This is a genomic window from uncultured Streptococcus sp. (assembly GCF_938036805.1).
Taxonomy (GTDB): Bacteria; Bacillota; Bacilli; order Lactobacillales; family Streptococcaceae; genus Streptococcus.
Genome location: NZ_CALHWC010000006.1, coordinates 1 through 13,363 on the forward strand (window position 1 = coordinate 1; position 13,363 = coordinate 13,363).

The 13,363-nt window shown below is 43.2% G+C and carries 12 protein-coding genes; 1 reads left to right on the plus strand and 11 read right to left on the minus strand.

Annotation, left to right across the window (positions count from 1 at the left end):
- On the plus strand, window positions 1-404 hold a 404-nt coding region (locus Q0191_RS00250), incomplete at its 5' end, for an NFACT RNA binding domain-containing protein (protein WP_297662739.1).
- Window positions 405-570: 166 nt separating this feature from the next.
- Here the strand turns inward: Q0191_RS00250 and budA are convergent.
- From budA to glgB, 11 genes are all read right to left on the minus strand, one after another.
- Entirely contained in the window at window positions 571-1,290 is a 720-nt protein-coding gene (gene budA, locus Q0191_RS00255) for an acetolactate decarboxylase (protein WP_149518184.1), read from the minus strand.
- Between the two features lie 114 nt (window positions 1,291-1,404).
- On the minus strand, window positions 1,405-2,154 hold the full coding sequence (locus Q0191_RS00260) for a PHP domain-containing protein (RefSeq protein ID WP_297662741.1): 750 nt from the start codon (window positions 2,152-2,154) through the stop codon (window positions 1,405-1,407).
- A gap of 159 nt (window positions 2,155-2,313) precedes the next feature.
- Window positions 2,314-2,619, minus strand: a complete 306-nt coding sequence (locus Q0191_RS00265; RefSeq protein ID WP_297662742.1) for a DUF4298 domain-containing protein — start codon at window positions 2,617-2,619, stop codon at window positions 2,314-2,316.
- 101 nt (window positions 2,620-2,720) lie between these two features.
- The gene (locus Q0191_RS00270) at window positions 2,721-3,950 is read right to left on the minus strand and encodes a tetratricopeptide repeat protein (protein ID WP_297662744.1); all 1,230 of its coding nucleotides are present in this window, start codon (window positions 3,948-3,950) and stop codon (window positions 2,721-2,723) included.
- The gene (locus tag Q0191_RS00275; RefSeq protein WP_297662746.1) at window positions 3,943-5,112 is read right to left on the minus strand and encodes an AI-2E family transporter; all 1,170 of its coding nucleotides are present in this window, start codon (window positions 5,110-5,112) and stop codon (window positions 3,943-3,945) included. Before Q0191_RS00275 ends, Q0191_RS00270 begins: the two co-directional genes overlap by 8 nt.
- Before the next feature lie 332 nt (window positions 5,113-5,444).
- Window positions 5,445-6,386 carry a mannose-6-phosphate isomerase, class I gene (manA, locus tag Q0191_RS00280; RefSeq protein WP_297662748.1) on the minus strand — a complete coding sequence of 314 codons (942 nt, stop codon included), beginning with the start codon at window positions 6,384-6,386 and terminating at the stop codon, window positions 5,445-5,447.
- Window positions 6,387-6,533: 147 nt separating this feature from the next.
- Entirely contained in the window at window positions 6,534-7,034 is a 501-nt protein-coding gene (locus Q0191_RS00285; RefSeq protein ID WP_297662749.1) for a phosphatase PAP2 family protein, read from the minus strand.
- Window positions 7,035-7,335: 301 nt separating this feature from the next.
- Window positions 7,336-8,766 (minus strand): glycogen synthase GlgA, encoded by a 1,431-nt coding sequence (gene glgA, locus Q0191_RS00290; protein ID WP_297662751.1) that lies wholly within the window; start codon window positions 8,764-8,766, stop codon window positions 7,336-7,338.
- On the minus strand, window positions 8,763-9,902 hold the full coding sequence (glgD, locus tag Q0191_RS00295) for a glucose-1-phosphate adenylyltransferase subunit GlgD (RefSeq protein ID WP_061423142.1): 1,140 nt from the start codon (window positions 9,900-9,902) through the stop codon (window positions 8,763-8,765). The genes glgA and glgD overlap by 4 nt, the downstream gene beginning before the upstream one ends.
- Window positions 9,892-11,034 carry a glucose-1-phosphate adenylyltransferase gene (locus tag Q0191_RS00300; RefSeq protein ID WP_297662755.1) on the minus strand — a complete coding sequence of 381 codons (1,143 nt, stop codon included), beginning with the start codon at window positions 11,032-11,034 and terminating at the stop codon, window positions 9,892-9,894. The genes glgD and Q0191_RS00300 overlap by 11 nt, the downstream gene beginning before the upstream one ends.
- 3 nt (window positions 11,035-11,037) lie before the next feature.
- Window positions 11,038-12,951, minus strand: a complete 1,914-nt coding sequence (gene glgB, locus Q0191_RS00305; protein WP_297662757.1) for a 1,4-alpha-glucan branching protein GlgB — start codon at window positions 12,949-12,951, stop codon at window positions 11,038-11,040.
- Between the last annotated feature and the right edge of the window lie 412 nt (window positions 12,952-13,363).

Below are 13,363 nucleotides of genomic sequence, written 5' to 3' on the forward strand. Positions count from 1 at the left end.
GACGCCAAAGAGAGAAAATCCAGAAAAGGCAGAAACCGGAGAAATATTTGGCAACTGACGGTCAAACTATCATCCTAGTCGGCCGCAACAACCTCCAAAATGACGAACTGACGTTTAAGATGGCTAAGAAGGACGAGCTTTGGTTCCACGCCAAGGATATTCCGGGTAGCCATGTGGTCATCACAGGCAATCTTCAGCCCAGCGATGAGGTAAAGACAGACGCTGCTGAGCTAGCGGCCTACTTCTCCAAGGCCAGACTCTCTAATCTGGTCCAAGTGGACATGATTGAAGTCAGAAAACTCAACAAACCAACTGGCGGCAAGCCCGGATTTGTCACCTATACGGGCCAGAAAACCCTGCGCGTCACACCAGATGAAGAAAAGATTAAAAGCATGAAAATGTAAACTAATCAGTTTCTAAAATATCGATTTGGCGGATATTAAAAACAAAAGAGGAGCCTCGGCTCCTCAAACTTACTGAATTTAAAAATCTAGTTATCTTTCAGAGGTTGGGACGGCAGATTCCTAGCCTCTTTTTTTATCAAAAGTAAACAATTGTCACAGTAATTGACTACTCAACCTTGTCCATGTCCGATCTTACTTCATCGACATTGAATTTTGCAAAGAGGAACTTACGGTCTTGAACTGGGAAACGTTGATCCAACTGATCGACAGCACCTAGCTCCACAATACCTTCCTTGATAACAAAGTCCATAACGTGACCACCAAAGGTATGGTCGTCTGAAATAAAGTGAAGATGATAGCCGGCTACACTGACACCGTGGAAAATTTCGGGTGTCCAAAAGCCAACAATAGTTCCAGAAACATTGTCCGCATGGTACTCTGGCTGACTCACGGCCACCTCAGCAAACTTCTTCTCTGAAGTCGATTTTGGAATCATTCGCACATGCATGTGGGAAAATTCTCCATGAATCTTGATGGAGCGAAATAAATTTTCCCCATCGTAATAGGATTCAATTCGCTGTTCCAGCTCTTCATCTGTCATTTCGAAGCGTTGGCGGAAAATAACCTCTGCTTGGTGGGGAACAACCGCAGCGTAAGGCACTGTCACATCATCTGAAACTTCAACGACTTCAGGCACATTGCCAGATCCCTTAGCCTGATAGGCCTTACCATCAAGAACGATCAATTCCCCATCGATGGAATCCAGTGTACCAATCCCCAAATCGCCGTATTTCAGGAGCTCCCCAATCGTCATGCTCCCACCATAAAGTCCAGCCATCAAAGCTCCTAAGGTGTTATACTGAAATAATTTCACTGGCTCTGCCATTTTTTCTCCTATATCAATAAACTTCTGTATTTTCTAAGATAATTAAGTATATCATATTCTGGTCAAAATTCAAAAAATGCGTTTAATGGACAATGAGAATCCGCACGGGATGCCTTAAATCAGCCGGCTTTCCTCAATACCGACATCAGCGAGGATTTGAGCCACTTGGTCAAACTTCAAGCGAAAATGTTCCAGCTTGTGGCCGTCTGATCCCACTGAAAAGCGCTGACCACCAAGCTCCTTGACAAGACCAAGAGCGTAGAGATAGAGATCTTCATGACCGTAGAGATACATAGACTTGCAGTTGAGTTCAAAGGCCAGATCATGATCAATCATCTTTTGAAAAAGCTGTCGCAGCTGCGGTTCAAAAGTTTTTAACTCCTCTACAGTAAGCTCAAATTTGCGGAAACCATAGTCAAAGTGAGCTAGGACATCCGCCGGAACAGCCTCAATAGCCTCTTCTAGCTCTCTCAAGTAACGAGGAATTAACTCCATCTTGTCCAGCTGCAAGACTGGCTCTTCCAGATAGTCAAAACTGCCATTGTGGTGGACAGATAGGAGTTTCAGGTCGTATTTCTTATCGGCTAGGAATGCTAAAATATCAGCCTTACGCGGAGCATAGTAACCAATTTCAATCCCCTTTTTGATGCGGTTGCCATATTGCTGGTTCAGCTCTGCAATTTTTGCCGAATAGGCCGCATAGTCAGGCACATCATCATGGGGCGAGGCAGCTTGGTGAGGGTAGGGATTGGACAGGTCATAGTGCTCGGTGGTGATAATCTCGCCCTCATAATGGTCCAGATAGTCAGAAAAATCCGCCTCAGAATCATAGGAAAAATAGGTATGAAGATGGTTGTCGCGCATGCTGGTCCGCCTTTCTGCAAATCTTGTGTTCCTTTAATAATGTCAACGGTTGGTCGGCCCTTGTTTTATATTTCCCACATTTCCAATCCTTTCGTTGACGTTGTCCATGCTCTAGACTTTCGATAGAAGCCATTTTATTTCAAAAATCCTCCTAGGCCTTTACCTTTCTTTCAGCATGGCACTGGATAGGTCTAGCAGCTGCAGCGCTGTCTCAAAGTGCTCTCCCATCAGGTCATAAACAGCATCTTCGCTCAAAACGCCGCAGGCCACATTCTCAGGAAAGTCTGGTCGATTGGAAAATTCCAAATCGTCAAAGAAAACTTGGCTAGTGTAATAATCTCGGAGCTGAATATAATTCTTCTGGCTAGCCTCCAGCTCAGCCAAAGCAGATTGAGCTGCAGCCAGCGTCTGAGCGTATTTATTCAAATGCTCTTCCATTTCTTGGATTCGTTTCAGTTGGGACAATATCTCTACTCCTTCTTTAATCAAACTATCGTGTCAGCAAAAACAAGCCTCTTCCTAATATAATCGAAAACTAGCAAGACAAGAGATTTTTCAAGAGAACTTTACAAACTTTCGTACAAATCTGCCATAGCAGTGTCATCTGGAACCAAACGCAGATATTTGCCAGCCTGTATTTTCGCTTCTTCCACATGCCCTAGTTCACGCAATAAATAAACATATTCTTCCAAAAATTCAGGATTTTCCTGCAAGTCAACTGCCAGTTCCTGATACAGCTCCTCAGCTTTTTCCAGATTTTCCAAGGCTTGATAAGCACGCGCCAGATTCCAGCGAGTCAAGACATTGTCTAGCTCTTGTTCCTCAAAAGCTAAGACCTCGTCGTAGCGTTCCTGCTCCAGATAGAGATTGGTAAGGCGTAGAGCAATTTCCTCCAAATCATCTGCATTTTCCTGAGCTGCCAGCAAGTAGTTTTCAGATTTTTCCACATCATGCAGTTCGTAAGACAGTTGGGAAGCGAGGAGCAAAAGGCGAGTCTCGAAAGGATTTTTGGTCAAACCTTGCTCTGCAATTGCCAAAGCTTCCTCCGTCTTATGCTCCGCATGGAGAGACTGCGCGTAGGCATACTCATAGCCTTCAAAATCTGGCGAAATCGTATCCAGCTGCTTGAAGTACAAATTAGCTTTTTGGTACTCCTCTTGCTCATACAAGATAGCTGCCAATTCATAGACCGTCTCTTCGTCGTACTCCAGCTCCACAGCTTTTTCCAAAAATTCAATGGCAGCTTCAATTTTCCCCAGACTGGCATAGCAAAGACCGATGCGCTGATAGGTGGACACACCTGTCTGCTCGTAGATAGAGCGATTATCTAGCTGGGCATATTCCCTGATGGCTTGGGAAAAATTTTCCAATTCAAACTCAATTTCTGCTAAACCAAAAGTCACCAAAGGTTCGTCCGACAGTTTGGCAGCTTCCAGCAATTTCTCCCGCGCCACATCTGGCAATCCCTCTAGCTGATAGAGGTCAGCCTTTGCCAAGAGAGCAGCCACATACCATTCACTTTCTGAGTCAATTTCCTCTAAATAGGCAAAAGCTTCTTCCAAGTCACCATCGTCAGCAGCAATCGTTGCCAGACTGATATAGGATTCCGGAAAGAGCGGAGCCAATTTTTCATAAATTCGCTTGGCTTGAGGGAAAAAGCCGATACTTTCTAAGTAATCGGCTAATTCTAACAACTCTTGATCGGTATCTTGGCTCAAAGCCTCTTCAAAATACTTCTCAGCCTGCGCTAAATCCTGATTTTGCAGGGCTGTTAACATTTGTTCACTCTTACTCACTGCCTTCTCCTAATTCTTGAACACTTTCTTCATACAAACCGCTGACCTTCTTGTACCACTTAAAGAGCGCTGTGATGGCAACCTTGGCTGACGCATAAGCTGGAATTCCCAGCAAGACGCCCCAGATACCAAACATGGTTCCTGAAGTCAGCAAAACAAATAAAATCGTAATAGGATGGATGCTTAATTGACTTCCCAAAATCAAAGGAGACACAAAGCGTCCCTCAATAGTCTGCTCCACGATAAAGACGATAATGACTTTCAACAGCATGATAGGACCAGCAATCAAACCAAGAACCAAGGCTGGCAACATGGCAAGGAAGCTTCCCAAATAAGGCACCAAGTTCAAAACTCCTGCTACAACGGCTAGAGTTACACCGTAACGCAAGCCGATGATCTTGAAAAGAATCATAAACATAAAGGCCACAATAATCGCTACGGTCACCTGACCACGAACATAATTGGCTAGCTGGGCATTGACATCCGTCATGACCTGACCAAATGACTCGCGGAATTTCGTTGGCAAGAACTGAACCACATAGCCTTTGAGATTTTTCCCATCGCGCAGCAAATAGAAAAGAATAAAAGGCATGATGATGATAGCCACAATGATTTGTGAAGCCGTACTAATCAAATTGCTGGCCCAATTGACTGCCTTAGATGAAAAATTACTAGCCCATGAAGTAATCTGAGTCGAAAGCTTATTCGTAACTTGCTCGATTTGTGGCTTCAAATCATCTGAAATATGATTGGTCAAAACATCATCAATCATTTTATTAGCTTGCTTAAGATAGGCAGGAACATTTTTTGAAAAACTCACTATCTGATGCTGCAAGCTAGGAATAGCAACCGCCAAGCCCCACACAATCAAGATACCAATCAAGACAAAGACAATCGTAATTCCAGCCACACGGCTAATCTTGCGCTTTTCCATCCAGTCGACAATGGGATTGAGCAGATAGTAAAGCAGCCCAGCCAAAATCACTGGCAGCATGATAACACCAATAAACTCAATCACCGGCGTAAAAATAAAACTAATTTTACTGAGAATAAAAATGTTCAAACCGATGAGCAAGGTCACCAAAAATACGGTAATGGCCTTATTATCCAAGAACCATCTAAAAAACCAGGACAAACTAAAATCTTTTTCTTTGTGTTCCATATTCAACTCCTTTGGATATTCCTTTTCATTGTAACATTTTTCAGAAAAAATATCTTCAAGCAACCATGATGAAATGGCCTATTTATCAGACTTTTTCACTGATTGTAACTAAAGGCCTATTTTTCTGCGAAAATAAAGAAAAAAGAGGCTGGGACAAAAGTCCTAGCCTCTCAATTGGCTTTGGATTGTCGAGCAAGACGCAGTGGTTGAGTGGCCTCTACTACGCTGATTTCATCAGCTTTTACAGCCCTACTCAACTGTGCGGAGGTGGGACGACGAAATCGAATTCTAACGAATTACCGATTTCGGTCCCACTCTCATTTGTTTTTTCACTATGGATGGCTGACAATCAGTTGTAAGTTGCCAGACAAGATCCACTCTGTGACATCACTCGGCAGGATGAAATGAGTGCCTTTTTCGATTGGATACACTAGTCCATCTACTGTCAACTCGCCAGCACCTTCCAAAACGCTGAACAGACTGTAAGCTGCTGTCTTTTTAAACTCAACAGAACCAGCAATGTCCCACTTGTAAACAGCAAAGAAGTTATTGGCCACCAAAAGAGCAGAAGTCAAATCATCTGCCTGAATGGTAACGGGACGGCTATTAGCAGGCTCGCCGATAGTCAAAACATCAATCGATTGCTCCAAATGCAACTCACGCAGATTGCCAGCATCGTCCTTACGATCAAAGTCATAGACCCGATAAGTGGTATCGCTAGATTGCTGAGTCTCCAAAATCAGAATCCCTGAGCCAATAGCATGCATGGTGCCACTTGGGACATAGAAGAAATCACCAGCCTTGACTGGAATTTTGGTCAAAAGATGATCCCAGTCCTTGCTCTCGATTTGCTGGCGCAGCTCTTCCTTGCTCTGGGCATTGTGACCGTAGATAATCTCCGCTCCTTCGTCTGCAGCAATAACATACCAGCACTCAGTCTTGCCAAGTTCGCCTTCGTGCTCTAGTCCATAGGCATCATCTGGATGGACCTGAACACTGAGCCAGTCATTGGCATCTAAAATCTTGGTCAAAAGCGGAAAGACAGGCTCTGGACGATTGCCAAAGAGCTCACGGTGCTCGGCATAGAGCGCATCTAGCTTCTGACCTGCAAAACGGCCATTCTTGACGGTTGAGACACCGTTGGGATGAGCCGAAATCGCCCAATACTCGCCCACATGGTCGCTGGGAATTTCATAGCCAAAGACATCGCGCAGCTTGGTGCCGCCCCAAATTTTCTCCTGCATCACAGACTGTAGAAATAACGGTTCTGACATAATAGTCTCCTTACATATTTTTCATCTTCCAAAATCCCATATTCCTTGGAGATGAAAGTTTGGTACTGCTTACATTATAATATAGACTCGGGCCCTTTGTCTACTCCTACCTTACTTTACATAAAAAATCTAGCTCTGGCCAGACCTTTATAATAAAAAGAGTAAAGCTCCCCAGCAAATGCCACAAAGATAGCCAACCAGCACATCCTTTGGATAGTGCACCCCACCAATCACGCGCACCGCAGCCAGCCCTGCTGAAAGCAAGAGGCAGAGAAGCCCCAGCAGCCAGAAAAAGTAGAGTAGGCACATGGAAATCACTGTCGCCGAAAAGACATGGCGGCTGGGCATGGACTTGCCTGATGTATCCTTGGCCAGCAAGGGTTGAATAGCCCATTTTTCGTAAGGGCGTGCTTGATTCAGCCGTTTACGAATCGCTGACAAGAGACCAAATCCGATAGCTGGCAGGAGAAAAAAAGCAAGCAGCCCTTTCCAACCCTCTATCAGAAAGGCATCAATCAAGACCAATCCATACACTAGAGGCATAAAAACAGTCATCCCCCTATTAAAATAGGCCATCCCTTTCACTATCCTAGGGCAACTGAGAAAAGGAGCTGTTAATTGTTGATAAAAAATTGTGTAGTCTTTCATGCTTGCTTACCCTGCTTTTCAAAAAGTCGAATTCTCTTACTTTCTCTACTATAGCATATTTCTCAACAAGATGGTAGATGGATAGCAAAAGAGACCGAGACCCAAGCCCCAATCTCTTATTGTTCATGTTTTCTAAAGAGTATTATTTCTCCAAATTCCAGATTTCCATTCTTACGAATCAACTTCCTTTCTTTTAGGGAAAAGCATCAGTCTGGATAAGATATCAACATAAGAAAGACCACTTACCTGACAAATCCTCTCTTGTCAAGACAAGAGAGGACTGCTGTTCTAATGCAACATACTAGAATAATGACTCATATAAATCACTATATGCTCGACTAGCTGTATCCCAAGAGAAATCTCTTTCCATAGCCTGAGTTTGCAGACTGCGCCAAGCTTCTCGGTCATGCCAGTAAAGATTGAGGGCTTCTTTGAAAGTCCATGTTAGCCAATAACCAGAGAAGTTATTGAAGCTAAAACCTGTTCCCTGTCCACTATAAACGTTGTAAGGTTCGACTGTATCCCGCAGGCCACCAACCTCGTGAACCAGTGGCAGTGTCCCGTAACGCATGGACATCATCTGAGACAGACCACAAGGTTCAAAGCGGCTCGGCATGAGGAAAATATCACTAGCCGCATAGATTTCCTGAGCCAAAGTAACATCAAAAAGGATATTAGCAGATAATTTTTCAGGATAAGCCTGGCCAAACCAAGCGAAGGCTCGCTCAAATGCAGGATCACCTGTTCCAAGTAGCACAATTTGCACATCTTCCTGAAGCAGATTATGCAGCTCTTCCACCACCAAATCAAAACCTTTTTGACGTGTCAAACGAGAGACGACACCAACGACAGGAACATCGTCCCGAACTGGCAAGCCTACTTTTGCTTGAAGAGCTCGTTTGTTTTCCAATTTCCCAGTCAAATCATCTTTGTTAAAGTGGTAAGCCAGCAATTTATCGGTTTCTGGATTGTAGATATCTGTATCGATACCATTGACAATGCCGACCAGCTTGCCTGACTCCATCCGAAGAACCTGATCCAGACCGCATCCAAACTCAGCCGTCCGAATTTCGTTAGCATAGCTCGGTGAAACAGTTGTCACGCGATCTGCATAGAGAATGCCCGCCTTCATCCAGTTGAGGCAGTCATTCCAACGGAGAGTGCCATCCGCATAACGTTCATAGCCGACACCAAAGAGTTCCCAAAGCATGCTATCCGGAAATTGTCCCTGAAACTCTAAATTATGAATAGTCAGTACTGTCTTGATGTTGTTATAGGCCTGAATCCAGCGGTATTTTTCCTTGACCAAGAAAGGAATCATGGCCGTATGGTAGTCGTGCGCATGGAGAACATCTGGAATAAAGTCAATGCGCTCCATCAGTTCGATAGCTGCTAATTGGAAATAAGCAAAGCGTTCACCGTCATCAAAATCACCATAGACATGTCCACGGAAGAAATAATGCTGATTATCTATAAAGTAGAAGTTCACACCTTCCAACTCAATCTTTTTGACACCGACATACTCCCGACGCCAGCCGACACTGACTTCAAAGAAGAAGAGGTCTTCAACTTGATCACCAAATTTAGCATCCGTCATATCATAATAGGGCAGAATGACTCCAACTTCATGACCAGCTTTGACCAAGGATTTGGGGAGAGCGCCGATAACGTCTCCCAAGCCACCCGTCTTGGAAAAAGGTGCCCCTTCTGCTGCTACAAATAAAATTTTCATGAAACGATGTCCTCTGTAACTTTTTGACCTTTCTTCAGTACAACTGGATGTTCAGCTGTCCCTCGAACGACTACTCCTTCAGCAATCTCAACGCCCTTGTCCACAATTGCATATTCTACCACTGCATTTTTTCCAACGACAACGCGTGGGAAGAGGAGACTATCTTTGACACTGCTACCCGCTAAGATTCTTGTATTCCGCGAGATAACAGAGTTTACAACTTCACCTTCTACAATACTACCTGACGCAAACTGAGAGCGATTTACTTTTGATGTAGTTGCATAGTATGTCGGCTCTTCGTTTTTCACCTTTGTATAAATCTTTTGATTTGGTGAGAAGAGAGAGTAGAATTTCTGCCGATCAAGCATATCTTTATTGGCCTTATAGTATGATTCAACAGAGTAAATATTTGCCAGATAACCTGTATACTCGTAAGCAAAAGCTCCAACTTCAGCTGCCAAGTCCCGAAGAACATAGCGCAGTTTTTGTGGGAATTCTTTTTGGGCTTCTTCTTCCAATTTTTCAATCAACCAAGGCGTATCTACTACAAAAATATCTGTAGACATATTGAAGAGCTCGCCCTCGTCTCTATCACTATGCAGCTTATGCCCTAGGACATGGTCTGTTTCACTGACTTGCAGAACTGCATTGACATCTGAAATATCTTTAGAAGGCAATTTCTTGTAAACCACCGTCATCGGTTGCTGGGTTGTGTTATGTAAGTGGAAGACTTGATTAAGGTCAATGTTGATCAACACATCACAGTTCAGGGCTACAGTTTGGTTAGAGCCTGAGCGCTTCAGATAAGTCAGTAACTGTTCATAATATTCCTTACCAACTGTGCTACTTTCTACACGGGTATTGTAAATTCCTAGATAGTAGTGACTCAAAAGTGTAGACAAGCCCCACTCACGACCTGAACGAATATGGTCAAAGACAGAGCCGATATTGTCTTGTTGGAAGATACCAAAGACGCTACGAACACCAGCATTAGCAAGACTAGACAGTGGGAAGTCAATCAAACGGTATTTCCCACCAAATGGCAAACTAGCAACTGGACGATGGTCTGTCAAGGTTGACATGTCGTGGAAACCGACCGTATTTCCTAAAATCGCTGAATATTTATCAATCTTCATCTGTTGGTACCCCCACTTTTTCATTATATCCGACTACTTGCACTTCATCTGTTCCGTCAATCTCTACACCATCAGAAATAACAGCGCCCTCACCAATGATCGCACGTTTAATCTTAGCTCCCTGGCCAATAATAGCGCCGCTCATAATGACAGAATCAGTGACTTCTGCACCCTCACGAACTTGAGCGCCTGTTGAAAGAATAGAATGCTTAACAGTTCCATCCACAAAACAGCCGTCAACTACCAAAGAATCTCCAACATGAGCATTTTCACCAAGGTAGTTTGGTGGTGAAATCAAGTTACGTGAGTAAATTTTCCACTGACGATCACGACTGTCTAAAGCATTTTCTGGACTAATGTATTCCATGTTCGCTTCCCAAAGTGACTCAATCGTACCAACGTCTTTCCAGTAGCCGTTAAATTCGTAAGCATAAACACTTTCGCCAGATTCAAGATAGTTAGGGATAACATTTTTACCAAAGTCGGACATATCGACATTGCTCTTTTCAGCAGCAATCAGCATATTACGGAGACGTTGCCAGTCAAAGATATAGATTCCCATAGAAGCTTTGGTAGATTTAGGATTTTCTGGTTTTTCTTCAAATTCAACGATCCGGTTATTGGCATCGGTATTCATAATACCAAAACGGCTAGCCTCCTTGAGAGGCACATCCAAGACTGCAACCGTCAAACTAGCGCTGTTATCCTTATGGGATTGGAGCATATCATCATAGTCCATCTTGTAGATATGATCTCCAGATAGGATTAAGACATATTCAGGATTGATACTGTCAATATAGTCAATATTTTGGAAAATAGCGTGGCTAGTTCCCTCAAACCAACGATTTCCTTCACTGGCGGAGTATGGCTGAAGAATGGATACACCTGTATTGATACCATCCAAGCCCCAGCTTGAACCGTTCCCGATGTGGCTGTTCAAAGCAAGTGGTTGGTACTGTGTAATCACACCGACATTGTTAATCCCAGAGTTGGCACAGTTTGACAGCGCGAAATCAATAATGCGATAACGACCACCAAACTGTACTGCTGGTTTCGCAATACTTTGTGTGAGCTTTCCAAGACGAGTTCCTTGCCCACCGGCAAGAATCAAAGCTAGCATTTCATTCTTCATATCCTACTCCTTTGTGGAATCTTTTTTAGCATTTTTACGAACATTCACACGACGCTTGATTTTCCAAATACTTGCTCCCAAAGCTGGTAGCGTAAAGGTCAAGGTCTGCGGATAATCTTTCCATAGTCCCTCTTGAGACTGAACTGTTTCGTTGTGTTCTTTCCAAACACCTCCCCATTTCTCTAATTCAGTATTCCATACTTCTTCATAAACGGCTGCCACTGGCACACCAATGGTAAAGTTTTTGCGCTCTACTGGCACCATATTGAACACACAGACCAACATATCTCCTTTTTCCGTCTTACGGATAAAGGAAAGGACACTCTGATCGGTATTGTCGGCATCGATGATTTCGATACCATCATAGCTCAAATCAATCTCCCAAAGCGGACGATTGTCTTTATAGAAGGCATTGAGCTCAGAAGTGAATGTTTGCATCTTCTTATTCATATGATCGTCCAGATTTGACCATTCCAACTGCTCTTCTGACTTCCACTCTAGGAATTGACCAAATTCTGAACCCATAAAGAGCAATTTCTTGCCTGGATGGCAGATTTGATAGGTCAAGAGGTTTCGTAGACCAGCAAATTGATTATAGCGATCACCCCACATCTTATGCATCATGCTCTTCTTACCGTGAACAACTTCGTCGTGAGAGAAAGGTAAGAGGAAATTTTCAGAAAATGAATACATGAAGCTGAAGGTCACCAGATTGAAATCGTACTTGCGGTAAATCGGGTCTTCTTCATAGAAACGCAGAATATCATTCATCCATCCCATATTCCACTTGAAGTCAAAGCCCAAACCGCCCATCTCTCTCATGCCCGTAATCTTGGTTTCGGATGAGCTCTCTTCAGCAATCATCATAACATCTGGATGAAATAGCTTGATGACTGTGTTCAAACGCTGCAAGAAATAATAACCTTCATAGTTACGATTACCGCCGTCCTTATTTGGCTGCCAAGGACCACTATCGTAGTCTAGATAGAGCATATTGCTAACCGCATCCACACGAACCCCATCTAGATGGTAGAAATCAATCCAGAACTTGATGCTAGAGATCAAGAAGGATTGCACTTCATTTTTCCCTAGGTCAAAATTCAAGGCACCCCAGCCATAGTTATGAGCTCGGTCATGATCCTGGTACTCAAAGGTTGGTGTTCCATCATAGTAAGCCAAGGCATCGTCATTGATGGTAAAGTGACCTGGAACCCAGTCCACAATAACACCAATATTATTCAAGTGACATTCTTCGACGAAGTCCTGAAATTCCTCAGGTGTGCCATAGGTATGTTCAAAGGCAAAGTAACCCATGAGCTGGTAGCCCCAGCTGAGTCCCAAAGGATGCGCCATGAGCGGCATGAACTCAACGTGTGTATAGTTCATTTCTACTAGATAAGGAATCAACTCCTCCTTAAGCTGAGCCATAGAATATGGACTACCGTCAGGATTTCGTTTCCAAGATCCAGCGTGTACTTCATAGATATTGACCGGTCTTGAGAAAAAGCCCCAACGCTTTCTCCGAGCCAGCCAAAGTCCATCTTGCCACTTCTTCTCTGGAATAGTCCGAACAATAGCTCCCGTACCTGGGCGCTCTTCAAAATAGATAGCCAGCGGATCAATTTTCAAGATTTCCTGACCACTACTGCGTTTGATATTGTACTTGTAAATATCTCCTTCCTTAGGCAAATCCGTGAAGACTTCCCAGACACCGACTTCATTGCGAGTCATAGGAATCTGCTCTCCATACCAATTGGTGAAATCTCCAATCAGATGTACATTCTGCGCATTTGGAGCCCAGACTCTAAAAGTGTAGCCAGCTTTGCCATCCACCACATCCTGATGCACTCCTAAATAATGCTGCAAATGAAAGTTTTCACCTGTTGTAAAGGTTCTTAATGCTTCTTTTTTGTCCATTTAGTCACCTTTCTATTTGTAAGCGTTTTCTATGTTTCTATTTTACCCCATTTTCTTATATTTTTCAAGTAAATTTCCAAAAACAGTCTCAAAAATTTCAAAGCCCAATTTCTTCAAAAGAATGAGTTGCTATATCAACGTTTTTGTGGAAAATATCTGATAAAATACTGATTTCAAAGAGTTTGAGGCTAATACCTGTACCTAGAAATCAATCCCTGTACTAGGATTCCTAAAATAATTTATCTAGACCAATATGTAAATTTACATTTTAAAATGATAAGTAATCAAAAATATAAACGCTTGCTTATTTTTATATTGTTCGAACACTTGTTAGATTTACAAGTTCATCAAGGTAAGAAAAAGGCCGCACAAAGCCGCCTTTCTCATTATTTCACATCAAACACGATGGATT